This is a genomic window from Rhodococcus sp. 15-2388-1-1a (assembly GCF_002259145.1).
Classification (GTDB): Bacteria; Actinomycetota; Actinomycetes; order Mycobacteriales; family Mycobacteriaceae; genus Rhodococcoides.
Genome location: NZ_NPFP01000003.1, coordinates 201,242 through 223,560, shown reverse-complemented (window position 1 = coordinate 223,560; position 22,319 = coordinate 201,242). Strand labels below are relative to the sequence as shown.

General features: G+C 64.9%; 25 protein-coding genes. 19 read left to right on the top strand and 6 right to left on the bottom strand.

Annotation, left to right across the window (positions count from 1 at the left end):
* Positions 1–489: 489 nt before the first annotated feature.
* Both CH302_RS02885 and CH302_RS02880 read right to left on the bottom strand, forming a co-directional pair.
* Complete coding sequence (locus CH302_RS02885) at positions 490–795, bottom strand: hypothetical protein (RefSeq protein ID WP_037193853.1); 306 nt, start codon at positions 793–795, stop codon at positions 490–492.
* A gap of 122 nt (positions 796–917) precedes the next feature.
* The gene (locus CH302_RS02880) at positions 918–1,394 is read right to left on the bottom strand and encodes a hypothetical protein (RefSeq protein WP_037193856.1); all 477 of its coding nucleotides are present in this window, start codon (positions 1,392–1,394) and stop codon (positions 918–920) included.
* Positions 1,395–1,608: 214 nt separating this feature from the next.
* On the opposite strand from CH302_RS02880, the gene CH302_RS02875 reads away from it, so the two are divergent.
* Positions 1,609–1,911 (top strand): helix-turn-helix domain-containing protein, encoded by a 303-nt coding sequence (locus CH302_RS02875; RefSeq protein ID WP_052047931.1) that lies wholly within the window; start codon positions 1,609–1,611, stop codon positions 1,909–1,911.
* Here CH302_RS02875 and CH302_RS02870 read toward each other — a convergent pair.
* Complete coding sequence (locus CH302_RS02870) at positions 1,869–2,495, bottom strand: ClpP family protease (protein ID WP_037193858.1); 627 nt, start codon at positions 2,493–2,495, stop codon at positions 1,869–1,871. The genes CH302_RS02875 and CH302_RS02870 overlap by 43 nt on opposite strands.
* Positions 2,492–3,100: a ClpP family protease gene (locus CH302_RS02865; protein WP_037193860.1), complete on the bottom strand. Its 609-nt coding sequence runs from the start codon at positions 3,098–3,100 to the stop codon at positions 2,492–2,494. Before CH302_RS02865 ends, CH302_RS02870 begins: the two co-directional genes overlap by 4 nt.
* A 99-nt stretch (positions 3,101–3,199) precedes the next feature.
* On the opposite strand from CH302_RS02865, the gene CH302_RS02860 reads away from it, so the two are divergent.
* Both CH302_RS02860 and CH302_RS02855 read left to right on the top strand, forming a co-directional pair.
* On the top strand, positions 3,200–3,667 hold the full coding sequence (locus tag CH302_RS02860; RefSeq protein WP_037193862.1) for an SRPBCC family protein: 468 nt from the start codon (positions 3,200–3,202) through the stop codon (positions 3,665–3,667).
* 112 nt (positions 3,668–3,779) lie between these two features.
* Positions 3,780–4,229, top strand: coding sequence for a YdeI/OmpD-associated family protein (locus CH302_RS02855; RefSeq protein ID WP_037193864.1), 450 nt, complete (start codon positions 3,780–3,782; stop codon positions 4,227–4,229).
* Positions 4,230–4,357: 128 nt separating this feature from the next.
* Here CH302_RS02855 and yczR read toward each other — a convergent pair whose 3' ends face one another.
* Complete coding sequence (gene yczR, locus CH302_RS02850; RefSeq protein ID WP_037193867.1) at positions 4,358–5,821, bottom strand: MocR-like transcription factor YczR; 1,464 nt, start codon at positions 5,819–5,821, stop codon at positions 4,358–4,360.
* Positions 5,822–6,022: 201 nt separating this feature from the next.
* Complete coding sequence (locus CH302_RS02845; RefSeq protein ID WP_037194168.1) at positions 6,023–6,979, bottom strand: formylglycine-generating enzyme family protein; 957 nt, start codon at positions 6,977–6,979, stop codon at positions 6,023–6,025.
* A gap of 373 nt (positions 6,980–7,352) precedes the next feature.
* Here CH302_RS02845 and CH302_RS02840 point away from each other — a divergent pair, with 373 nt between their 5' ends.
* The 16 genes from CH302_RS02840 (at position 7,353) to CH302_RS02765 (ending at position 22,316) form a co-directional block, all read left to right on the top strand.
* A complete protein-coding gene (locus CH302_RS02840) occupies positions 7,353–8,990 on the top strand; it encodes an FAD-dependent monooxygenase (RefSeq protein WP_082323776.1) in 1,638 nt (545 codons plus the stop codon).
* 52 nt (positions 8,991–9,042) lie between these two features.
* Positions 9,043–9,498: a VOC family protein gene (locus tag CH302_RS02835; protein ID WP_037193869.1), complete on the top strand. Its 456-nt coding sequence runs from the start codon at positions 9,043–9,045 to the stop codon at positions 9,496–9,498.
* Between the two features lie 33 nt (positions 9,499–9,531).
* Entirely contained in the window at positions 9,532–10,299 is a 768-nt protein-coding gene (locus CH302_RS02830; RefSeq protein WP_037193871.1) for a dienelactone hydrolase family protein, read from the top strand.
* 178 nt (positions 10,300–10,477) lie between these two features.
* Positions 10,478–11,809, top strand: a complete 1,332-nt coding sequence (locus CH302_RS02825; protein ID WP_052047933.1) for an ABC transporter substrate-binding protein — start codon at positions 10,478–10,480, stop codon at positions 11,807–11,809.
* A gap of 47 nt (positions 11,810–11,856) precedes the next feature.
* Complete coding sequence (locus CH302_RS02820) at positions 11,857–13,101, top strand: acyl-CoA dehydrogenase family protein (protein ID WP_052047934.1); 1,245 nt, start codon at positions 11,857–11,859, stop codon at positions 13,099–13,101.
* 38 nt (positions 13,102–13,139) lie between these two features.
* On the top strand, positions 13,140–15,122 hold the full coding sequence (locus tag CH302_RS02815; protein WP_052047935.1) for a branched-chain amino acid ABC transporter permease: 1,983 nt from the start codon (positions 13,140–13,142) through the stop codon (positions 15,120–15,122).
* Positions 15,119–15,889: an ABC transporter ATP-binding protein gene (locus CH302_RS02810; RefSeq protein WP_037193874.1), complete on the top strand. Its 771-nt coding sequence runs from the start codon at positions 15,119–15,121 to the stop codon at positions 15,887–15,889. Before CH302_RS02815 ends, CH302_RS02810 begins: the two co-directional genes overlap by 4 nt.
* A complete protein-coding gene (locus CH302_RS02805; RefSeq protein ID WP_052047936.1) occupies positions 15,886–16,647 on the top strand; it encodes an ABC transporter ATP-binding protein in 762 nt (253 codons plus the stop codon). The genes CH302_RS02810 and CH302_RS02805 overlap by 4 nt, the downstream gene beginning before the upstream one ends.
* Positions 16,644–17,285, top strand: a complete 642-nt coding sequence (locus CH302_RS02800) for an NADPH-dependent F420 reductase (protein WP_037193876.1) — start codon at positions 16,644–16,646, stop codon at positions 17,283–17,285. The genes CH302_RS02805 and CH302_RS02800 overlap by 4 nt, the downstream gene beginning before the upstream one ends.
* Positions 17,286–17,314: 29 nt before the next feature.
* Positions 17,315–17,731 carry an SRPBCC family protein gene (locus CH302_RS02795; protein ID WP_037193878.1) on the top strand — a complete coding sequence of 139 codons (417 nt, stop codon included), beginning with the start codon at positions 17,315–17,317 and terminating at the stop codon, positions 17,729–17,731.
* A complete protein-coding gene (locus CH302_RS02790) occupies positions 17,724–18,416 on the top strand; it encodes an SDR family NAD(P)-dependent oxidoreductase (RefSeq protein WP_037193880.1) in 693 nt (230 codons plus the stop codon). Before CH302_RS02795 ends, CH302_RS02790 begins: the two co-directional genes overlap by 8 nt.
* A gap of 32 nt (positions 18,417–18,448) precedes the next feature.
* Positions 18,449–19,168 carry a CoA transferase subunit A gene (locus CH302_RS02785; RefSeq protein WP_037193883.1) on the top strand — a complete coding sequence of 240 codons (720 nt, stop codon included), beginning with the start codon at positions 18,449–18,451 and terminating at the stop codon, positions 19,166–19,168.
* A complete protein-coding gene (locus CH302_RS02780) occupies positions 19,165–19,803 on the top strand; it encodes a 3-oxoacid CoA-transferase subunit B (protein WP_037193885.1) in 639 nt (212 codons plus the stop codon). Before CH302_RS02785 ends, CH302_RS02780 begins: the two co-directional genes overlap by 4 nt.
* A gap of 74 nt (positions 19,804–19,877) precedes the next feature.
* Positions 19,878–20,705 (top strand): IclR family transcriptional regulator, encoded by an 828-nt coding sequence (locus tag CH302_RS02775; protein WP_037193887.1) that lies wholly within the window; start codon positions 19,878–19,880, stop codon positions 20,703–20,705.
* Between the two features lie 139 nt (positions 20,706–20,844).
* Positions 20,845–21,381, top strand: coding sequence for a flavin reductase family protein (locus CH302_RS02770; RefSeq protein ID WP_052047938.1), 537 nt, complete (start codon positions 20,845–20,847; stop codon positions 21,379–21,381).
* On the top strand, positions 21,378–22,316 hold the full coding sequence (locus CH302_RS02765) for a fumarylacetoacetate hydrolase family protein (RefSeq protein WP_037193889.1): 939 nt from the start codon (positions 21,378–21,380) through the stop codon (positions 22,314–22,316). The genes CH302_RS02770 and CH302_RS02765 overlap by 4 nt, the downstream gene beginning before the upstream one ends.
* Positions 22,317–22,319: the final 3 nt, after the last annotated feature.

Genomic DNA, 22,319 nt, shown 5'->3' with positions numbered 1-22,319 from the left:
CGGCGTTCCCACCACGGCATCGGGGGTGTCCTCGATATTTCGACAGTCGCGTCTCGGTATCGCTCATCCAATTCGGCTACTGCGACGCGTAATCGGTGGGCATGCCGTCCATCGCGACGCATCAGACGTTCGAGTCGATCCCGCGGACCGTCGCCGTAGAAGTGGCCGTCGCATGCCGGACAGCCAGTCAATCCGGTCGACAGCGGGACCCGATTGTCGCGTGCAGACCGACTCTTCCCGCTGACCTGTTTCTCGACGGACTCGACTCGCTGACGCCACTGCGTCAAGTATTGGAGTGCCCAACCATCAGTTCGCGCGGCACGCGGCCTGTGGGTGTTCATCGGACAAACGGGGGCATTGCCCTCTCGTGAAGAATAATCATCATGTGCGCCATATCGGAGGCGGGCCGGTGAGTGCTTCGGGTTGGTGAAGTGGACGATACCGCAGAATCTATACGTCGAGAAGGGGCCGAGGTCAGGCGGATTTTCTTTACTTTCGATTGTCCCGTTCACGGATTGCCCTCGGTGCGTACGTGAGTGACACGAAGAAGCACAATCCGACCACCACAGCGGTAGGACCGCCTGCGTTCGTGATCTGCCTCGACAGTGCGAAAATTGCGAAGATGGTCGCGCCCGCGGTAGCGGCACTGAGGATGGCGAATGCAACAATTTTGCGGGCCCATCGAGCGGTGAGAGCATGTTCGCCATCGATGACCTTCAATGCCCATGTGCCGCCGACAAGACTCGCGCAGCCGACTATTCCGCCCAGAACTGCTCCGATCAGTAGCGCGTACACAACCGTGCCGCCATTGGCGACAACACTGGCTGACCGGAACAGCGACCAGCATGCATAGACGACCCCACCGACTATCGGCCAACAGACAGCCGATGCGGTCCACGATGGTCTTGCCAAAAGAGTCAGCGCCTCTCCGTGAGATCGCCTATAGGCGTCGCTCGGCCGGTTCGATCGATCCACACGGCGACATCATCGACGAGATGAGGTCCCATGACACCACCCTCATCACCCCACGGCCAGGCTGTGTGGGCATTGGCCACTTGCAGTTGAACCAGATCTGCCATCGACACCAGCACCCTCTCGACGTCGTCGTCCACCTGCGCGCCGGTTCCATTGCCGCCGAGCCCATCCGGATTTCGCCCCTCCACGGTGACCGCGCTTTCGAGCCACACTGCGCCGCCGTCAGGGTCGTACATGGCCGCCCAATCGATATGTTCGATGCGAGGGCCGTATTGACGCACATGCAGGTCGTGGCCCAATCGACCGAGCGCGGTCAACCACGGCGCGGGCAACGTGGACGACGCGACCTCGACCCCGTGCTCCGGCGTCCAACTACCGGTCAAAACGCACTCACGGTGCTCGAACAACAGGCGGTGCATCGTCCGAGTATGCCAGCACGTTCCGTCGCTGATTCGTTGGTTTTGCGAGGGCGTGGAACAGTGAACAGAGCCGGGGAGCGGACGCTGATGAAAGGGCGAGCCGAGTACGGGAATTGCACAGTTCGAGCGTGCTGCAGTTCGGATTCGCGAGACATACTCTCTGCTCTGAGCAGAATCGAAAGCCCGCTGGAGGATCTCGGCTTAGGCTCCGATCATGGGCCAGGTCATACGAATCGATGAGCGTCGAGCAGCGCGCGCAGTGGAACCCTTGTGGCGTGAGGTGGTCGGCCGACGATTACGCGAGCGCAGACACGCGCGCGGAGACACTCTCGCCGACACCGCCGCGCGCGCAGGCATTGCGCCGCAATACTTGTCGGAGCTCGAACGCGGCCGCAAGGATCCGTCGAGCGAAATCCTCGCGGCCGTCGTCGGCGCATTGGGCACATCGATGGCCGACATCTCACGCCTCGCGCATCAGGACCTGTCTCGCGGAGATGCGACGTTGATGGCTGCCTGACGTCCCTCGAGGACCTGATCGACGACGCCGTACTCGCGAGCAGCGGAGGCCGTCAACACCAGATCTCGGTCGGTGTCGTGGCGAAGCTTCGCCGCGTCACGTCCTGTGTGTTTTGCAAGGATCGATTCCATCTCTGCCCGGACCCGGACAACCTCGTCGGCAGCCAGAATCAGATCGGGGATGGTGCCGCGGCCCTGCGCCGCGGGCTGATGCAACACCACCCGACTGTGAGTCAGTGCCGAACGACGCCCCGGCGCTCCCGCTGCGAGCAGCACGGCTCCCGCCGCAACGGCCTGCCCCACACATGTTGTGGCGATGGGTGATCCGATGAATTGCATCGTGTCGTAGACGGCGAGCATGGCAGCGGTATCGCCACCCTCGCAGTTGATGTACATCGAAATCTCCTGGTCGGGGGAGTCGGCCTCCAAATGCAGCAGTTGTGCGATCATCGCGTTGGCGACCCCGGCGTCGATACCGGTACCGAGGTAGACGATGCGCTCACTGAGCAAGTGCGAATAGACATCGACGACGCGTTCGCCGCGCGAATCTCGGGTGATGACATTGGGAATCGTGTACGTGCTCATCGGGCCAACTCCATTCCGAACGACACCCGCCGCGCAGGCATCACCTGATCGAACGAGTCGACGATCGCATCGACGAACCCGTACTCGCGGGCAGCCTCCGCGGTGAACCATCGATCGTGCAGAGAGTCGTCGAAGATCTGCTCGCGTGTTTGCCCGGTGTCGTCGGCGATGAGACCGAGCACCGTATCTCGGGTATGGCGCAGATCGTTGGCCTGTACCTCCACTTCGACGGCCGACCCACCGATGCCGGAGGACCCCTGATGCATCAGTATCCGGGAATGGGGCAGGGCATAGCGCTTTCCACGCGTGCCGGACGACAGCAGGAATTGACCAGCGCTGCAGGCCAATCCGAGGGCGAGGGTCGAGACGTCGCACGGGACGAGTCTCATCACATCGCGGATGGCGAGCATCGCGGGAACCGACCCGCCCGGTGAGTGAATCCACAGGGCGATGTCGGCCGAGGAGTTGTCGGCGGCCAACGTCAGCAGATGGGTGGTGAGGACGGTGCCGTTGTCGTCGTCGAGGGGGCCGTCGAGCACCAGGACTCGGTGCCGCAGTAGTTGGTTGCGAAGTTCGGGCGGGAACATTCGGGGTGATTCGCTCATGATCCGAGTCTGAATCCGAATTCGGTTGCACGCCAATAGTTCTGCTGTGGGCAGCGAGTCTGCTCACAGCTTCGTGGCCTTCGGAGGGACAATGGAGAGATGACTGCACTCGAGTTTTCCGATTCCATTGTCGTCGCTGCGTCGGTCGACAAGGTGTACGCCGTTGTCTCCGACATCACCCGAACAGGCGAATGGAGCCCGATCTGCCAGGAATGCTGGTGGAACGAGGCCGACGGCGGCGGTGTCGGATCTACCTTCACCGGCCGAAACGTGGTGCCGGGTCGCACGTGGGAGACCGTGTCGACAGTGGCTGCAGCCGAACCCGGTCGTGAATTCGCGTGGGTGGTGGGCGACAACTTCGTCCGCTGGGGCTACACCCTCGAATCGGTGGACGGTGGCACCCGCCTGACCGAGAACTGGAACTTCCTGCCCGGCGGTATCGACTTCTTCCACAGCAAGTTCGGGGACGATGCGCAGACGGAGATCGACACTCGTAGCCAGGCGGCACTCGACGGCATACCGCGCACCCTGGCGGCAATCAAGCGAATCGTGGAAGCCGGGGCTTGATTACTGTCGGGCAGGTGCGCTGACTGTCCACTATTCGAGGCCGGTGACGGAATCCCGCGTTTCGTCGCGAATTGTGGACACTGAGCGCACCCGTGACCGATAGCCTGTCCGCATGGCAGCAACGGTTCTGCGGGTGTCCACGGTCCTCGAATCACGGGGCCCGGCAGCGGCCATTGTGCTCACTGACGAGCAGGTCGCGTCCCTCGGTTCCACCAAAACTCCGCCGGTTCGGTTCACGATCGGTGGGCAAACGGTGCGTGGTCGCATCGGCCGGATGGGCGGCGAGAATCTGCTCGGGCTCAACAAGAGTGTTCGCGCCACACTCGGCGTGGAGGCCGGCGACACCGTCGACGTGACCATCGAGTTGGACGACCAGCCGCAGGTGATCGAGATACCGCCGGCACTGGCGGCAGCCTTGGACGCGGATCCCGCTGTCCGAGCAGCGTTCGATGCGCTGGCACCGTCGACGCGGAAGGAACACGCGAGGGCTGTCGCGGATGCGAAACGCGACGACACTCGCGAGCGGCGTGTCACGGCAATCGTCCAGTCCCTCCGGCCCTGAGTGCTGCCGGCCCTGCGACGTCGCAAACGCGCGCGCATTCGTCAGATGCGCGCGATTCCGCTAGCGAACAGGTGACCAAATCGCGCGCGTTTCGCAAACGCGCGCGCGTTTGCGATCGACGTCGGGGCTCACACCACCGCAGCAGGCGTGCTCGACGCCACGGCCGGTGCCGGGGTGTTCTCCGACGACAGGCGAGCGAGAATCTCTACAGCCGAGGTGATTTCGGGCAGTGACCGCGTGAAGGGAATGCGTTGACGATCGTCGAAGGCGTAGCCCGTTCCGAAGCGCAGTCCGGGTGCCAGCAACAGGCCGTGAGAGTGAGCTTCCGCGACCAGCGCACTGGATCGGATGCCGTCGGGTAGGGAACACCACAGGGCCAATCCGCCGTCGGGAACTCGAAAATGCCAATCCGGCAACTGGTCACGCATCAGTGCGACGGTGTGGTCGCGGGCAATTCTCGACGCCTCCGTGCGGACTCGTCGCACCTCGTCGTATCGACCCAACAACTCGATTGCCGCCAGTTGATCGATGATCGAGACCGAAAGTTGGCGTCGCGCATAGGTTGCGGCGATCCTCGCCAACAGGCCGGCTTCGGCGCGAACCCACCCGACTCGCAGGCCACCCCACACCGTCTTGCTCGTCGACCCGATGGTCACCGTCGCCACGTCCGGGGTGGCGGCACCGAAGGGTTCGATGTCCGGTGAACCGTCGACAGACAGATCGGCCGCCACCTCGTCGACGATGGTCAGTACGGCGTGTCGGTGCATGGTCGCGGACAGCTGGCGACGGGTGCGGAGGGGGAGTCGCGCACCCGACGGATTGGAGAAGTCGGGCATGAAATATGCGAGAGTCGGCGCACTCTGCCGCGCAGCTCGGTCTGCTGATGCCACGAACTCGTCCGTGTGGTCGGGGTCGATGGGCACCGGGATGCATCGGCCACCGAGGGAGTGGGCGAGTTCGACGACACCGGGATATGTCGGGTGCTCGACCAATACCCGGGCACCCGGCTCGGTGAACGTCGCCAACACAGCGTGGATGGCGTCGGTGGCACCGGAGGTGACGAGAATGTTCTCCGCGGTGGTCGGCATTCCCCGTCCTCGGTAGTACGCGGCAATCGACTCGCGGAGCTCGTACAGGCCGAGTGGGGCGTACCCGCCCAAGGGAAACCGGTCTCGAATCTTTTCGGACGCAACGCCGTACGCATCGGCCAGCAGGGGAGAAGCCGAGGGTGACGCGTTGACGAATTCGAGTGTCGCGGTGTCACGGTCGCCGGCGAGAGAACCCCAGGACGGCAAGGACCCCGTCGGTGAAACGTAGGTACCCGATCCTCGCTGCGCGCTGATCCACCCACCCTCGCGAAGATGCTTGTAGGCCGACGCGACCGTGACCCGACTGACGTCGAGACTGATCGACAATGCCCGCTCGGCGGGAAGTCGCGTCTGAGCCGACACCTCCCCGCTCTCGATCAACCGCCGCAACTCGTCGGCGATCTCGAGGTAGAGCGGGCCGCCGGATCTGTTCCGCAACGTCGACGGGTCGATCCGGGCTGCCAACTCCGGGGCCGAGATCGCCGTTGCGTCGAAAGGATCCATACAGGCCACTCTCGCACACTGGACTGCACTATTCGACGCAAAACCAGTCCATTGTGGTCTCATGATCGCAATTGGAGCTGTTGTGGCCTTATCCGTCATCGGAGCAGGGTGGACCGTGGTCGCACTACGCGAGGGCGGGCGATGCGGGCCTGCCGGGCCGCCGCGGAGTCGTGTTCGGTCCGACTGACCGCGCGTTCTGGCTCAGCGAGTCGGTGCAGAGCCTCTGACGATGCAGCGAAACCCGATGTGGGACATCCCGGAGTCGACGGGTTGCGCCTGCCGAGCTGCGGGACGATAACGGCGGCAATAGTTCTCGGCGCAGAGGTGGGATCCGCCCTTGATGACCCGACGCGAGATGGTCCCGGCGGGATTGCTCGGATCGTGGCTGCCCTCGGCCGACGCGACCCGCGGATCGACTGCCGGTCCGCAGCAGGCATGGGTGGCGGTCTCGCTGTGGTCGGTGCGGTAGAAGTCCGCCGTCCACTCCCATACGTTTCCGGTGACGTCGTACAGGCCGTAGCCGTTGGGCGGATACGAACGCACGGCCGTGGTCCGACGATAGGCGACCGGTTTGAGGTTCTGCCAGGGAAACTCCCCGATCCAGTAGTTGGCCAACTGTGTACCCATCGGTGCCAGTTGGTCTCCCCATGCATAGGGCGCGCCGTTCAATCCGCCACGAGCCGCGCGTTCCCACTCGGCCTCGGTGGGTAGTTCCTTGCCCGCCCACTGTGCGTAGGCGTGCACGTCCTCCCAGCTCACATGCGTGACCGGATGCAGTTCGCGCCCGTCGATACCGGACCCGGGGCCCTCCGGATGCGCCCAGTTCGCCCCCGGGATCAGCCCCCACCAGCCCTGCCAATTCGTCAGATCCACCGGGCCCTGCGTCGGGGTGAACACCAGCGAACTCGGCACCAGACGCGTTGGATCCGCATCCGGATAGTCCGCCGGGTCCATCGGCCGCTCCGCCACCGTCACGTACCCGGTGGCTTTGACGAACCGTCTGAACTGGGTGACGGTCACCGGAGTTTCGTCCGCCCAGAAACCCTCGACGGTCACCTCGTGAACAGGCGCCTCCTCGGGATAGTCGGCCCAGTCCGACCCCATCCGAAACTGGCCGCCGGGCACCCACTGCATGCGAGGGAAAGGTGGGGCACTCATGGCGGTGATCGTACACATCGTCGGGGAAACCATTGTGCTGTCGCGGAATTGACCGGGGTCTGTCGATATCGCACGCGTGATCCTCGCTCGGCACTGCCCGATTGCGCACCGCCACCCCCGTCTCGCGAACACGTGCGCGTTTGCTGAACGCGAGTGGTTTCGCGTCACGAATTTGCACGCGTATGGCGAATGCGCGCGCGTTTGCGAGATCGGGACCCGCCAACGACACCCAGGCCCCGCCGGCAACGCCCAGCTCGCGGCCGCAGTACCCGTCAGTAGCGAAACGTGATGCTTGCCACTTCTCAAACCCGCTGTTATCTTGGAAACACATTCCACCAGATGGAATCGTTCATGGAATTCAGAGGAGTGGACAGTGGCATCTCGTTCCAACGAAGTACCCGTCGCGATCTCGGGTGCGGGGCCGGTGGGGATGGCGTTGGCCATCGATCTCGCCCTTCGCGGTATCCCGAGCGTGCTGTTCGAGAAGCGTTCGGAGGAGGAACGGATCGTCGCACGCGCCAACATGACCAACGTTCGCTCCATGGAGCACTTCCGGCGCTGGGGCATCGCAGATGCGTTGCGCGACAACGATCCTGTGAGCCCATTGGTCTACCGTGACGTGGCCTTCGTGACCCGCCTGACCGGTCACGAGGTCTTGAGGTTTCCCCGCGCCTACGAGTGGTCGGAGCGGCTACCCATCGCGTCCGAGGTCGCGGAATGGGCCCCGAACGAGGCGATCGAGAAGACGCTGCGGGACCGTGTGAAGTCCCTTCCTCTCATCGATCTGCGCTTCGAGAACGAAGTGAAGAGATTCGAGCAGAACGACCACGGGGTGACCGTCACCGTCGCCACCCCGGACGGCGAACAGACGCTGCTGGCGCAGTACATGGTGGTCTCCGAGGGCAGTCGCAGCCGACTACGTCGTGACGGCCTCAACGTCCGAATGGAAGGTCATCCCAACCTCGCACGCAGCTTCCTGTGGCACATCAAGGCTCCGGCACTGGCCGAGCTGTGGAAGGCCACTCCGATGGCCTCGATGCTGCTGTTCTACAACGAGGACCGTGCCGGCGACAGTCTGGTGCCGCAGTCGGGCACCGATCACTGGGCCTACTTCTGCTCGCCCGTACCCGAGGACGTCGACGGTGACGACTGGGAAGCGTGCCGCGCCATGCTCTTTCGAGCAATCGGCGAGGAATTCGAGGTCGAGCCACTCGCGGGCGGCACCTTCATCACGCACTCGATCCAGGCACCTCGATTCGACTTCGGCCGCGTACTGCTGGCCGGCGACTCGGCGCACATGGTCTCGCCGATGGGCGGATTCGGCATGAACATCGGCATCGGTGACGCCGCCGACCTGGGTTGGAAACTCGCCGCGTTGATCGACGGTTGGGGCGGTCCCCTCATGCTCCCGAGCTACAGCATCGAACGCGGTGAAGCGGCGCGCTTCATCCTCGCCGGTTGCGAGAGCAATCAGGCCGTGGGCTCCCGCGAGCTGGTGCGCGACGGTATCGAGGACGACGGCCCCGTCGGTGAAGCGATCCGCGCCCAGGTGGCCGAGGACATCGCGATCCAGAAGGCCCGTCAGTTCAAGCGAATGGGCGGCCAACTCGGCTACCGCTACTCGTCGTCTCCCATCATCTACCGCGACGGAACCGACCAACCTGCACCGTCTTTCGAGGACTACGTACCGTCGTCCTATCCCGGTAATCGTGCACCGCATCATTGGCTCGCGGACGGCTCGTCGCTGTACGACCACCTGGGGAACGGCTTCACGCTCCTTGTCCTCGGCGACGTCGAACACGGCGCTCTCACCGATGCTGCGGCAGAACGCAACGTGCCACTGCAGATCCTCACCGTCGAGGATCCCGACCTCACCGATCTGTGTGAATTGTATTCCGCCGGAGCGACATTGATCCGCTCGGATCACCATGTCGCGTGGCGCGGCGACGCGCTTCCCGACGATCTCGACCATCTGCTCGATGTCGTCACCGGATCGGTCTCGTTCATCTGAACTGCCAGGCCCTTCAATTCCCATCCACCACATCACCGAAAGGCTCACTCTCATGCCCAAAGTCACCCGTCTAGGCCACGTCGGACTGTTCGTCTCCGACCCCGAGATCATGATGGAGTTCTACTCGACATTCCTCGGAATGACCGTCACCGACCGCGACGAACGCCGCGTCTTTCTGAGTTCGCGGCCGTCGGAGGAGCACCACGAGATTCTGCTCGCGAAGAACCTCGAACGCCACACCGATCCGCAGCAGCTCTCGTTCGTCGTCGATTCGTTGGCCGACCTGCGTGCGTTCTATGCCCAGATAGTGGAGCGCAAGTACGACATCGACCACATCAGCAATCACGGCAATGCGCTCGGTTGCTACTTCCGCGACCCCGAGGGAAACCGAGTGGAGGTCTACTGGCACACCGGAATCGAATGGCCGCAGCCGTTCAGTGAGCCCATCGATCTCTCGCTGTCGGAGGAGGAGTTGCGCAGCCGCCTCGACGAGATGGTCGCGGCGTAGGAAACCCGGCCGGGACCGCGGAGGAGAAGAGCGTTGAAAGAAGGAATGATCGCCGAGGTGGTTGCGTTCAGCGGCCACAACGGCGACCGCATCGAGGGCTATTCGGCTCGCCCGACCGCTGCCGAGCCGGTGGGCAGCGTCGTCGTGCTGCACCACGCACCCGGGCTCGACTTCTGGTGCAAAGAGGTGGTCCGACGGTTCGCCGAGTGCGGATACGCGGCCCTCGCGCCGAATCTCTATCACCGCCGCGGTCCCGGGCACTGGGCCGAGGTCGCTGCGGCGGCCCGGGCCGAGGGATTGGGAAAGGCCATGCCCAACGACCAGGTGATGGGCGACATCGCCGGGGCCACCGACTACGTGAAATCGCAGCCCGGATCCAACGGCAAGGCCGGGGTGATCGGATTCTGCTCCGGCGGACGGCAGGCCTTCCTCGCGGCGTGCGACGTTCCGGCGTTGGACGCCGCCGTGGACTGCTGGGGCGGAAGCATCGTGCCGCAGGCTCCCGATCCGACGAAGCCGAACGCCCCGTCGCGGGGAGTCATTCATCGGGCTCCGGACATGTCGGCTCCGCTGTTGGGGATCTTCGGGAACGACGACACCAATCCGGATCCGACGCAGGTCGACGACATCGAACGTGAGCTGACCAGGCTCGGCAAAGATTTCGAGTTTCATCGTTACGACGGTGCGGGACATGGGTTCTTCGCTACCGACCATCCGCATTACCAGCAGGCACAGGCGGTGGACGGCTGGAAGAAGGTCTTCGCCTTCTTCGATGTGCATCTGCAGTCCGACGCATCCTGATCGACTGTCAGGCGAGGGTCGAAACGCACAGAAAACCCGAAGGTATCGAGGGTTGTGTGATGGCCCTCACATGGCTAGTCTCGATTCCGTACCTCGGAATCGCATTCCATGAAGGCCACGCGAGTAGTCCACGAGACCGCGTGAGCACCCCGCACGCGCTCTCGAAGGAAGAACCCCAATGTCTCTCACTCCCTCCCGTCCCACCAGGGCCGGGTCGAAGTCCGCGAAGTTGATGGTCATCGCGGCAACCATGTCGGCCGTGCTCGCCGGCTGCGCCGCCGAAGCGGCATCACCGACCGGCACCGCCACCGGCGGCTCGACGGCCGTAGCAACGGACCAGACCAACACCTCGGCGGTCACCGACCTGGTCGACTACACCGGAGGAACCGCAGGCGCAGCCGATCAGAGCCTCGAACCCGTCACCATCGGATGGGTCAATCAGCAGGGCGGTGCCCTCGGATTCCCGGCCGCCACCGACGGTGCCGAGGCTGCCGTGAAGTACGTGAACGAGAACCTCGGCGGTATCGACGGGCATCCGCTGAAGCTCGAGACGTGCTTCGTGGTCGAGAACGAGCAGGACGGCAACAGTTGCGGCCTGCAGCTGGTCAACGATCCGGACGTTCGGACCGTGCTGTTCGGCTCGACCATCACCGGCAATCAGTCGTTCCTGGCGGTCAACAAGGGGCAGAAGCCGATCCTGATGGCCAACTCCATCAGCTCCACCGACGCTCAGAGCGACAACGTCTTCATCTACAACGGCAACCCGTCGTCGATCTTCCGTGGACTGACGACCTACCTGGACACCGTGGTCGGCGCGAAGTCGGTGGCGCTGATCTACCCGCAGAACGCTCAAAGTGCGGACGGTGCAAAGGTTCTGCAGACTGCACTCGATTCGGTCGGCATCGAGGTCAAGGCCGTCGGCTTCGACCCGTCGACCACCAACCTCACCGCCGCAGCTGTGGCCTCGGGGGCATCGGACGCCGATGCCATCGTGCCGCTCGTCTCGACTCCGCCGACCTGCGTGGCCGCGGCCAAGGCCCTCGACACGCTGGCCGTGACGGCCCCCATCATCGGAGCCGGCTCCTTCTGCTTCACCGACCAGGTGGCGCAGGGACTCGGCGGCGACGCACCGAAGTGGCAGCAGATCTCCACCCAGACCAACGTCGCCGACATGAGCCAGCCCGACGTCCAGTCGTACATCGAGGCCTCGACGACCGCCGGACTGTCCGAGACGTCCCAGGCCACTCCCGACGCCGCCCTCGCGTGGGGGTTGGTCGCCACAGCGACGCGATTCCTCAATGCTGCAGGCGGTTCCGAAGCAACCGCGCCGGCGATCGCCGAACAGGCGAAGTCCTTCACCGGCCCGCTGCTGTTGGGTAGCGCCACCGTCGCCTGCGGCGCGAACACCGCCGAGCCGGGCCTGTGCGGTGCCCAGACTCGAGTCTTCGAATACACCGGCAACGGCTCGTACACCGCGCTCACCGACTGGCTCGAACCATCGGGCTCCTGACACATCGATCTCCGACAGCCCCCACACTCTCGAGAAAGAAGACCATCATGACCGCTGTAGCCAACGACACCGTCGAACATTCCAGCCCCGCGTCGAGTCCGGAAGTCCTCATCGAACGAGCGCGATCGTTCCGTGATCACTTGCTCGCAGAACAGGATTCGACGGACGCTCGCGGCACCTACTCGCCCGAGACGCACGAACTGTTCAAGGAGGCCGGCTTCTACCGCACCTTGCTCCCACAGCGTTTCGGTGGGCTCGAATACGACGTCACCTCGTTCGTCAGGATGATCATCGAAATCGCCCGCGGCTGCCCGGGTTCGGGCTGGTGCCTGTGCCTTGCGTCCGGCCACGGACTGCAGATCGGCGGACTGTTCGACGAGAAGGCGCAATCCGAGGCGATCGGACCCGGCGGGGACTTCGCAGCCCCGATGCGCGGCGTGCCGATGGGCACCGCGACGCTGCAGGACGACGGTCGCTGGAGCGTCGACGGAACCTGGGACTACTGCTCGGGATCGCCCTACTCGACCCACGCCATTCTTGCGGTGCGGCTCGTCGAGGGCGGCGAGAAGACCGGCCAGGGACTGGCGCTCGTTCCGCGCAACGGCTGGATCCTGCAGGACGATTGGAAAGAGCGCGCGTTCGGTATGCGCGGCAGCGGCTCGAACAGCATCACCGTCACCGGCACCGCGGTGCCGGAGGAGAACGTGGTGCGCGGCAGCCTGCTGCAGTTCCGCGGCGGACTGAAGACTCCCGGTTACGAGCTGCACGGCAATCCGATGTACGCAGGCCATCCCATGGGCTACCTGCAGCTCGAGATCACCTCGGTACTGGTGGGCTGCGCCTGGGCCGCGCTCGACGAATACGAGCGCATCCTGCGGACCAAGAAGACCATGGGCCCCAACCCACTTCCGCGCTTCACGTCCCCGGATTTCCAGCGCTACTGGGGCGTCGCGGCCGGCAAGATCCGTGCGGCCGAGGACATTCTGGTGAAGATGAGCCAGCACTACTCCGAGCTGTGCGCGTCGTCGGTACAGGACGGCGGCGAGTTCGAGCCCGAGGACCTGATGAACATCAACGCCAGCACCCACCACGCCGTCAACCTCGCCTGGGAAGCCGTCGAGTTGCTGTTCCGTACCTCGGGAACCAGCGAAGGCGGCCGCAACGGCTCACGCATGCAGCGTTACTACCGCGACATGTCCACGGCGCGAACCAATGTGGGCCTGCAGTGGGAGACCTTCGCGCAGATGTTCGCCCAGGAGCACTTCGATCTCTCGCCGGCACCGCTCGCGTGATGGCCGGGCCCACGATTCGACTCGGGCGGGCGTAGCGCATGGATACCGTCTTCCTGTTCGCTCTGCTCGGGTTGGGTACCGGCGCACTGATCGCGATGATCGCGGTCGGCGTCGTACTCAGCTGGCGCGGTAGCGGAACGATCAACATCGCGGCCGGTGCCGTGGTCATGGTCGCCGGCTACCTCTTCTGGTCTCTGCGCACCGGGTTCTTCGCCCCCGCATTGACCACTCCCGCAGCAATAGTGGTCACGCTGCTGGCAATGGCTCTGCTCGCCGTCATGGTCGAGTTCGCCGCAGTCAAACCGCTCAGATCCGCCTCGCCGCTCGCCAAACTCGTCGCGTCCATCGGCGTACTGCTGCTGCTGCAAGCGGTGGTCCAGCTCGTGTTCGGCACCGCTCCGCTCAACAGCCCAGCGGTATTGACCGACTCGGTCGTCGAGGTCGGCGGCGTGACAGTGCCGGTGGCACAACTGATTCTGGCCGCAGTGGTCGTACTGATCTCGACGGCACTGGCGGCGCTCTACCGCTTCACCCGCTTCGGAATCGCGACCCGCGCGGCGTCGGAGAGCGAGCGTTCGGCCGTACTGGCCGGGTTGTCGCCGTCGTCGATCTCGCTGGCCAACTCCGTACTCGCCTATGTCACGGCCGGCTTCGTCGGCATCCTGGCCGCCTCCATCGTCGGAGTCAGCGCCTCGACGTTGCCGCTGCTGGTGATCCCGGCCTTGGCCGCTGCGTTGTTCGCGGGGTTCAGCTCGATCGGAATTGCCTGCGCAGCAGGTCTTCTCATCGGCATGGCGGAGTCGCTGCTGTCCTACGCCTCGACCATGGCCTGGTTCCCGACGCAGGACGGAATCACCCCACCCGGGTTGCAGCAGCTCGCAGAGTTCCTGCTGATCGTCATCGCACTGTGGTGGAAGGGTTCGACACTGCCGCAGCGCGGCGAATTCGTCGGACGCTCGCTTCCGGCGGTACCCCGTCAGGAGCACCTGCTGCGCCGCGTCGGCCCGGTCTTCGTCGTCGGAGCGATCGCACTGCTCGTCCTGCCCGCGGACCTACGCCAGGCCATCACCACCGGCTTGGTCGCGACCGTCCTGTGCCTGTCGTTCATCGTCATCATGGGATACGTCGGGCAGCTGTCGGTGGTGCAACTCGCGCTCGCCGGGTTCGCCGCGTTCGCGGTGTCGCGGCTCGGCACCGAATTCGGTCTCGGCTTCCCGGCCGCCCCGATCATCGCCGTTCTCGCGGCAACGGCACTGGGCGTGGGGATCGGAGCCGCGGCCCTGAGAGTGCGCGGAGTGACCCTGGTGGTGGTGACCCTCGCCGCCGCCGTGGCCATCGAACAATTCGTGTTCGCCAACTCCGAGTGGGGTGGAGGACAGACCGGGGCACCCGTGGCCTCACCCACGCTGTTCGGATTCAACTTCGGACCCGACTCGGGTCTGCGCGGACTGGACGGCGCATTACCGAGCCCGGTGTTCGGACTCGTCGCGCTGGTGGTCGCCACCCTCGCGTACATGGGCGTGGTCTACCTGCGCAACAGCGACCTCGGTCGTCAGATGTTGGCCATCCGCTCCAACGAACGTGCCGCAGCCGCAGCCGGAGTCAACGTGCGCACGGTCAAGATCGTCGCCTTCGGCATCACCTCGGCACTGGCCGGAGTGGCGGGAGTGATGTACGCCTACCAGTTCGGCACCGTCTCGGCGAACAGCTACGGGATCTCCGTCGCCCTGACCCTGGTGGCGAGTGTCTACGTACTCGGCGTGACGCTGCCGCAGGGAGCCGTGCTGGCGGGCTTCGGAGCGATCGGCTCGGTGATACCGCTGATCCTGCAGAAATACGTGCTCCCCGCAGACCACATCTCCCTGTACGTGCAGCTGCTCATCGGCGGAGGTCTGCTGCTCCAACTGCGGTTCTTCCCGGACGGCCTGCTCGTGTCGAGGTCGATCAAGAAGGAACGCAAGACGACCGGCATCGACACCCTCGTGCCGGAACTGCCACGGATGAAGAGCGTACGAACATGACGACCAACGTTCTCGAAGCACACAACATCGAAGTACGGTTCGGCGGAGTCCATGCGTTGCGCGGCGTCGACCTGCAGGTACGCCCGGGCCAGATCGTCGGCCTGATCGGACCCAACGGAGCGGGCAAGACCACCTTCGTCGACGCCATCACCGGTTTCGTCCCGGCCGGTGGGTCCATCGAGATCGGTGGCCGCGACGTCAGCGGCCTGCGTCCCCACGCACGAGTGCGAGAAGGTCTGTGCCGTACCTGGCAGGCCGTCGAACTGTTCGACGACCTGACGGTGGCGGAGAACCTCGCCGTGGCCTCACGCCAGCCCACCGTGAGATCGACGATCGCCGGCATGTTCGGCCTCGGCGTCGACGATATCGCCGGTGCGACAAAGACTCTCGACGACGTCGGAATCGGCCACCTGGCCCAGGCGCTGCCCACCGAGCTCTCCGAGGGACAACGCAAACTCGTCGGAATCGCCAGGGCGCTGGCGTCCAAGCCGGCCATTCTGTGCCTCGACGAGCCGGCCGCCGGCCTGGACACGACCGAAAGCTCCTTTCTCGGAAAGCAATTGCGGAACCTGGGTGATCACGGAACGCCGATGTTGCTGATCGACCACGACATCTCGTTCGTGTTCGGCACCTGCGACTACGTCGTCGTCCTCGAGTTCGGTCAGGTGATCGCGCAGGGACTCCCGCATGTCGTGCGATCCGACCCCCGCGTCATCTCGGCCTATCTCGGTCACGACGTCGCCCCAGCCGGAAAGGATCGGACATGAGCGCGGTTCTGAGCGTCGATCATCTCTCGGCCGGCTACCAGCGATCGGTGGTCGTCCGAGACATCGGCATCGAGGTCGCTTCGGGCGAGGTCGTGGCTCTGCTCGGGCCCAACGGCGCAGGCAAGACCACCACTCTCAAAGCAGTCTCGGGGCTGGTTCGTTCGTTCGAGGGTGGAGTGAGCCTGCTGGGCGAGAACCTCGCGGCACTGTCGCCGACCAACCGGGCGCGCCGCGGCATCGCGCATGTGCCCGAAGACCGAGGACTGTTCTTCGGTCTGACCGTCGCCGAGCACTTCAAATTGCGCAGGCGCGGTGAGACTCTCGATGCAGACCTCGCCTTCGACTACTTCCCGGCGCTCACGTCGCTGAGCAACCGGCTCGCAGGAGTTCTCTCGGGAGGCGAGCAGCAGATGTTGGCCGTGGGCCGGGCGCTTGCCCGCAAACCGGCGCTGCTGCTGCTCGACGAACTCAGCCTCGGGCTCGCGCCGGTCATCGTGCAGGCACTGCTGCCGGTCATCCGCCGGTTCGCCGACGACACCGGTTGCGGCGTCCTGCTCGTCGAGCAGCACGTGGAGCTCGCCCTCGGAATCTCGGACCGGGCCTACCTGATGGCCCACGGCGACATCTCGGCCGGACACGACGCCCACGTACTGCTGCAGGACAAGGGGCTGGTCCGAGCCAGCTACCTGGGCGGGGACCAATGGGACGCAAGCGAAGCGGACCTGGCGACAACAACCACCACAGAAGGAGAGAAATGAAAATAGGAATCATCGGAGCCGGACGGATGGGTCAGGCATTGGCCGGACTGTTCACTCGGGCCGGACACGACGTCATCCTCAGCAACTCGCGCGGCCCGGAATCGTTGGCGGACATCGTCGACGAGTTCAACGGACACTGCTCCGCGGGAACGGTGCAGGAGGCAGTCGACAGCACCGACCTCGTCTTCCTCGCCACCCCGTGGGGCAAGACCGCCGCGGCCGTTTCGGTCGTCGAGAACTGGGACGGCAAGATCGTCGTCGATACGACGAACAACCGGACCGCCCCCGGACCGCAGGGCGTCATCGACATCGGCGGCCGGATCTCGAGCGAGGTGGTCGCCGAGTACATACCGGGCGCGCGAGTGGTCAAGGCGCTCAACGTCACTCCCATCCACATCATGGCGACCACACTGTCGGCCGGAGCCGATCCTCAGCACGCGGTCTACATGGCAGGCGACGACGACGACGCGAAGAAGCTGGTGACGGATCTTCTCGCGACGATCGGCGGTGTCGCCATCGACACGGGCGATCTGCACACCGGCGGAGCGCTCCAAGGGATGGGCGGTGCGCTGCCCGGCGACATGGAGATGCTCAGCGTCCCGGCCGCCGAGGCCAAACTCGCTGCAGCCAAGAGCTAGACCTACCAACACAATTCGAGGAGAACACCATGACCATCGTTCAGTTGAGCAAGACGACCACCCTCACCGCCAAGGCCGACGAGGTCTGGTCCTTCGTCAGCGACTTCGGCGGCTACGCCTCCTGGCAGCCGCACATCGACGCCGTGGAGATGCAGGCCGACGGTAGCCGCAAGGTCGACTTCTCCCGCGGCGACTCGGTCTTCGACCGCATCGCGGCCCAGGACGACGCCGCCCGATCGCTCACCTACGAGTTGGTGCCGGGCCAGCCCGGACCGATGCAGCACCTCGCCGCCACCTTCACCGTGCGCGAAGCGGGCGATGGCTCCGAGGTGGAATACGCCATCGAGGCCGACGTGCCCGAGGAGATGCAGGACGGTGCCCGCGTCGGTATCGGAGCGGACATCGACGGTGCACTCAGCGGCCTGAACAGCAAATTCGGTGGCTGACGACGCCCCCGTCGCACTGGTGACCGGAGGAGCGGGATTCATCGGATCGGCTGTCGTCGACCGACTCCGCGCCTCCGGCCACCACGTGGTGACACTCGACCTGCACGGTGATCCGGCGGTCGACCTGTCCGACGAACACGCCGTGCGCGCAGCCGCACGGGCGGTGCTCGCCGAACACGGCCGCGTCGACGTCCTCGTCCACGCCGGGGTCTCGTTTCAGCGCGCGACTCTCGCCGATCTCGATGCCGCGGTGCTGCGCAACGTCATGGCCGTCAACGTCGAAGCGCCGCTGTGGCTGGTCCAGGAACTCGAACCGGGCATGAGCGAGCGGGGATTCGGACGCGTGGTGTTCCTCGTGTCCGACACCTTCTTCAACCCACCGCCGGTGTCGGACATGCTGCCGTACATCACCAGCAAGGGCGCGCTCATCGGTGCGTCACGCTCGTTGGCACGCTCCCTCGGCGCGTCGGGCATCACGGTGAACTGCGTGGCACCGGGCCTGACGCCACCGCCGGTCGGCGGTATGGAACAGCACGTCAAGGACGACGTACTACGCCGGCAGGCACTTCCGCGTCCACTGGTCCCCGACGACGTGGCCAACGTCGTCGCGTTCCTGGTGCAGCCGGAGAGTCAGGCCATCACCGGTCAGACGCTGTGTCCCGACGGTGGGTTGGTGCTGCTGTGACCTCGAATTCGGCCGTGCGGGCCGGTAAACGGATGTCGGCCGACGAGGCCGTCGCCGACATTCCTCACGGCGCGAGCATCGGCGTCGGGGGATTCGGCACCGCCGGAGTGCCGTGGGCGCTGGTGCGAGCACTGCGCGCCCAGGGTGCTTCGGGCCTGACCGTCGTGGCGAACAACTGCGGGGTGAACGGAGCCGGTCTGGCCCTGCTGTTGCACGACCGTCGCATCGATCGCGTGATCGCGTCGTACATCGGATCGAACGAAGAGTTCGCGCGGCAGTACATGAGCGGCGAGATCGAGGTGGAGCTGACACCGCAGGGGACTCTGGCCGAGCGGCTGCGGGCCGGCGGAGCGGGCATCGCTGCCTTCTTCACCCCCACCGGCGTCGGCACCCTCGTCTCCGACGGCGGTATGGCGCATCGGTACAACTCGGCCGGGGACGTGGTGAAAGCGTCTGCTCCCAAGGAGATTCGCCGATTCGGACTCGGTGGCCGCGAGCGTGAGTACGTGCTCGAAGAGGGCATCGTGACCGACTACGCGTTCGTTCGTGCTGCGGTGGCCGACACGGCGGGCAACGCGATATTCAGGGCCTCGGCGCAGAACTTCAACCCGGACGTGGCGATGGCGGGGCGCATCACCGTCGTCGAGGCCGAGCGCATCGTCGAACCCGGCGAACTCGATCCCGACTCCGTTCAGCTTTCCGGCGTGTTCGTCCAGCGTGTGGTCGAAGTACCGGACGAGGTGGTCGCATGACCGGACTCGGCTGGAACCGGGACGAGATGGCGCGGCGAGCCGCGCAGGAACTACGTCCCGGTCAGAGCGTCAACCTGGGCATCGGGCTACCCACCCGCGTGGCCAATCACCTGCCGTCCTCGCTGGGCGTGACCGTGCACAGCGAGAACGGAGTCCTGGCCGTGGGGCCGACGCCCCTGCCGGAATGTCTGGACACCGACCTGATCAATGCCGGAACCGAACCGATCACGGTGCTCCCCGGCGCATCGTTCGTGTCCTCGTCGACGTCGTTCGCCATGATCCGCGGCGGACACATAGACGTGACGGTGCTCGGCGCGATGGAGGTCTCGGCGACCGGCGACCTGGCCAACTGGATGATGCCCGGTCACATGGTGCGGGGGATGGGCGGGGCCATGGACCTCGTTGCGGGTGCAGGCCGCGTCATCGTCGTCATGGAACACGCGGGCAAAGACGGCACTCCCAAACTGGTGCAGCAGTGCGCGTTCCCGCTGACCGGACGCGCGGTGGTGGACCGCATCGTCACCAACCTCGGCGTTCTGGACGTCACGCCACGGGGTTTCGCGCTGCGTGAAGTGGCTCCAGGGGTGACGATCCACGATGTGCGCCGACTGACTGGGGCGTCCGTGATGACGTGATGAGCCCGGCCACAGGGGCGTTGAACGATGTGGCGACCGGGATGACTAGTAAGCTCACGTCCCATGGAGGCTTTGTGAACGAGCGCGAGAACCGAGACGCCGGCCATGTGCGTGCGGTGTCCCGGGCCACCCGCATCGTCACGGCGTTGGCCGAGCACCCGTACCCGCTGGGTATCGTCGAACTCGCCCAGTTCGTTCACCTGTCGCCGGCCAGCGTGCACCGCATCCTCGGCACCCTCGTCAGTGTCGGTTGGGTGGAACAGAATTCGCGTACAGCGAAGTACCGGCTCGGAATGCACGCCATCGGCATCGGCAGCGTCGGAATGGTCACCAATCCGGTACTGCACGACGCGCGGATGTACCTCTCGCGTCTGGCGGAATGGTCCGGCCACGATGCCGTTCTGAGCACCCTCGTCGGGGTCAAGGCCGTTCAGCTCTCGCGCGTAGCGGGAGCGCACACCGAGTTCATCGAATTCGAACCCGGGCACCCACAGCCCGCATACGCCATGGCCGACGGCAAGCTTCTGTTGTCTTACATGCCGTACGAGCAACGTCGCAATCTCTACGAGAACGACGGACTGCGGCGGTTCACGCCCAACACGATCACCGACCCGGATGCCATGGAAGCGGAGTTCTCGCGCATCCAGGAACAGGGTTACGCCGTCGACAACTTCGAACGGTTCGATACCGGTCGCGGAATCGCGGCCCCGGTCCTCGACGCCGATCGACGGCCCATCGCAGCGATGCTGTGCCTGGGCAAGATCGAGCCCGATCGTGATGCGGAGATCATTCAGCAGCTGCTCTCGTTGGCACGGGAGATGTCGGAACGGCTGCGCGCCGCGGGAGATCTGCCGGCGTCCGCTCTCGATATCGCAATGCCCGAGACCGACTCGGGTCACTGATTTCCCCGAAACCTTTCTGACGCAAAGGCGTCCGCTGCACTCCGTCCTTCCCGAGGGTTGACGGCAGTGTTCGACGTCACGTAAAGTCGGTTGAAATAAGATTCCATTAGACGGAATCGAAACCCGAATGGACTGTCTCATGGCGTCGTCGACCACCGAAACACCCGCCGCAGTGGATGCGGGAATGCTCTTCCGAAAAGTATTGGGCCACTTGCCTACCGGCGTTGTCGTCATTGCGTCGGATGGCCCATCCGGTCGGACCGGGATCGCGGTGAACTCGTTCACGGCGGTCTCCCTCGACCCGGCACTCGTCTCGATCTGCGTAGCGCGCACCTCGACCACCTGGCCGGCCATCAGAGCGGCAGGCCGGTTCTGCATCAGCATTCTCGCCGACCATCACGAACAGGCGTCACGCCAGTTCTCGGCACGCAACACCGATCGTTTCGCAGGCACGAGCTGGCACGACCAGTCGGCTGGCCCGGCCCTGGACGACGCGGTGGCCTGGCTCAACTGCGAGATGTACGCCGAATACGCGGCAGGCGATCACACGATCGTCGTGGCCCGCGTACACAGTCTCAGCGCGGCCGAGGACGGCAGCGCTCTGGTCTTCTTCCGCGGCCGGTACGGACGTTTCGTCCCCAACCCCCAACCCCCAACGAAAGGTGCAACACCATGAAGCTTCTCTTCTTCGACGATTTCAAACTCGGAGCCCTCCACGGCGGCAACGTGATCGACCTCAGTGGCGAAGTCAAGGACATCCCGGCGGCGCATCCGCAGGACGTCATCCGCGGCGTCATCGAGGGCTGGGCCACCTACCGCGAACGCCTCGAAGCCGCAGTGGCCGCAGGTGACGGAATTCCGTTGAGCGCAGTACGCATTCGTCCGCCGATCCCTCGGCCGTCGAACATCGACTGCATGGCGCGCAACTACATGGAGAACGGCACCCTGCCCGAGCGGCCGCCGATCAACGGATTCGCGAAGTCCCCCAATTCGATCATCGGACACGGCGACACCATGGTGTTGCCCGACGTCGCAGCAACGATCTTCGAGGGCGAGGCGGAGCTGGCCATCATCATCGGCAAGCGCGCGCACAACGTTTCGGCAGCCGATGCATACGACCACATCTTCGGCTACACCAATCTGATCGACGGATCTGCACGCGGAATCCCGCCGCGGGAGAACGCTTTCTACCAGATGAAGTCGCGGGAGACCTTCTGCCCGATCGGCCCCTACCTGGTGACCGCCGACGAGGTGCCGAACCCGCAGAACTTGCCGGTCACGCTGTGGAACAACGAAGAGATCAAGCAGGAGTTCGACACCGACGACATGGCGTACAGCATCGCCGAGTCCGTCGAATTCGTCTCGCACATGCACGCCCTCGAACCCGGCGACATCATCGCCACCGGAACCAATCATCGTGGCCTGCATGCCTTTCAGGACGGCGACCGCATCGACTTGCAAGTGGGCGACCTCGGCCGGCTCAGCGTCACCATCAGCGACGAGCTGCACCGCACCTGGGGACGTCAGACGCGTCACGAATGGACCGAAGCGGGAAACAAGGGTCGGACTCCGCCTCAGTTGAGCGGACGCTACGCCCCCACCGCCGAATGACCG

Bases quoted from the DNA above. Each gene is read 5' to 3' on its own strand.
- CH302_RS02865 (WP_037193860.1), bottom strand. From the start codon at position 3,100: ATGAGCGAATCACCCCGAATGTTCCCGCCCGAACTTCGCAACCAACTA.
- CH302_RS02815 (WP_052047935.1), top strand. From the start codon at position 13,140: ATGGATACCGTCTTCCTGTTCGCTCTGCTCGGGTTGGGTACCGGCGCA.
- CH302_RS02770 (WP_052047938.1), top strand. From the start codon at position 20,845: ATGGCGTCGTCGACCACCGAAACACCCGCCGCAGTGGATGCGGGAATG.
- CH302_RS02820 (WP_052047934.1), top strand. From the start codon at position 11,857: ATGACCGCTGTAGCCAACGACACCGTCGAACATTCCAGCCCCGCGTCG.
- CH302_RS02810 (WP_037193874.1), top strand. From the start codon at position 15,119: ATGACGACCAACGTTCTCGAAGCACACAACATCGAAGTACGGTTCGGC.
- CH302_RS02855 (WP_037193864.1), top strand. From the start codon at position 3,780: ATGGCAGCAACGGTTCTGCGGGTGTCCACGGTCCTCGAATCACGGGGC.
- CH302_RS02835 (WP_037193869.1), top strand. From the start codon at position 9,043: ATGCCCAAAGTCACCCGTCTAGGCCACGTCGGACTGTTCGTCTCCGAC.
- CH302_RS02785 (WP_037193883.1), top strand. From the start codon at position 18,449: ATGTCGGCCGACGAGGCCGTCGCCGACATTCCTCACGGCGCGAGCATC.
- CH302_RS02825 (WP_052047933.1), top strand. From the start codon at position 10,478: ATGTCTCTCACTCCCTCCCGTCCCACCAGGGCCGGGTCGAAGTCCGCG.
- CH302_RS02845 (WP_037194168.1), bottom strand. From the start codon at position 6,979: ATGAGTGCCCCACCTTTCCCTCGCATGCAGTGGGTGCCCGGCGGCCAG.
- CH302_RS02860 (WP_037193862.1), top strand. From the start codon at position 3,200: ATGACTGCACTCGAGTTTTCCGATTCCATTGTCGTCGCTGCGTCGGTC.
- CH302_RS02880 (WP_037193856.1), bottom strand. From the start codon at position 1,394: ATGCACCGCCTGTTGTTCGAGCACCGTGAGTGCGTTTTGACCGGTAGT.
- CH302_RS02765 (WP_037193889.1), top strand. From the start codon at position 21,378: ATGAAGCTTCTCTTCTTCGACGATTTCAAACTCGGAGCCCTCCACGGC.
- CH302_RS02800 (WP_037193876.1), top strand. From the start codon at position 16,644: ATGAAAATAGGAATCATCGGAGCCGGACGGATGGGTCAGGCATTGGCC.
- CH302_RS02805 (WP_052047936.1), top strand. From the start codon at position 15,886: ATGAGCGCGGTTCTGAGCGTCGATCATCTCTCGGCCGGCTACCAGCGA.
- CH302_RS02780 (WP_037193885.1), top strand. From the start codon at position 19,165: ATGACCGGACTCGGCTGGAACCGGGACGAGATGGCGCGGCGAGCCGCG.
- yczR (WP_037193867.1), bottom strand. From the start codon at position 5,821: ATGGATCCTTTCGACGCAACGGCGATCTCGGCCCCGGAGTTGGCAGCC.
- CH302_RS02870 (WP_037193858.1), bottom strand. From the start codon at position 2,495: ATGAGCACGTACACGATTCCCAATGTCATCACCCGAGATTCGCGCGGC.
- CH302_RS02875 (WP_052047931.1), top strand. From the start codon at position 1,609: ATGGGCCAGGTCATACGAATCGATGAGCGTCGAGCAGCGCGCGCAGTG.
- CH302_RS02795 (WP_037193878.1), top strand. From the start codon at position 17,315: ATGACCATCGTTCAGTTGAGCAAGACGACCACCCTCACCGCCAAGGCC.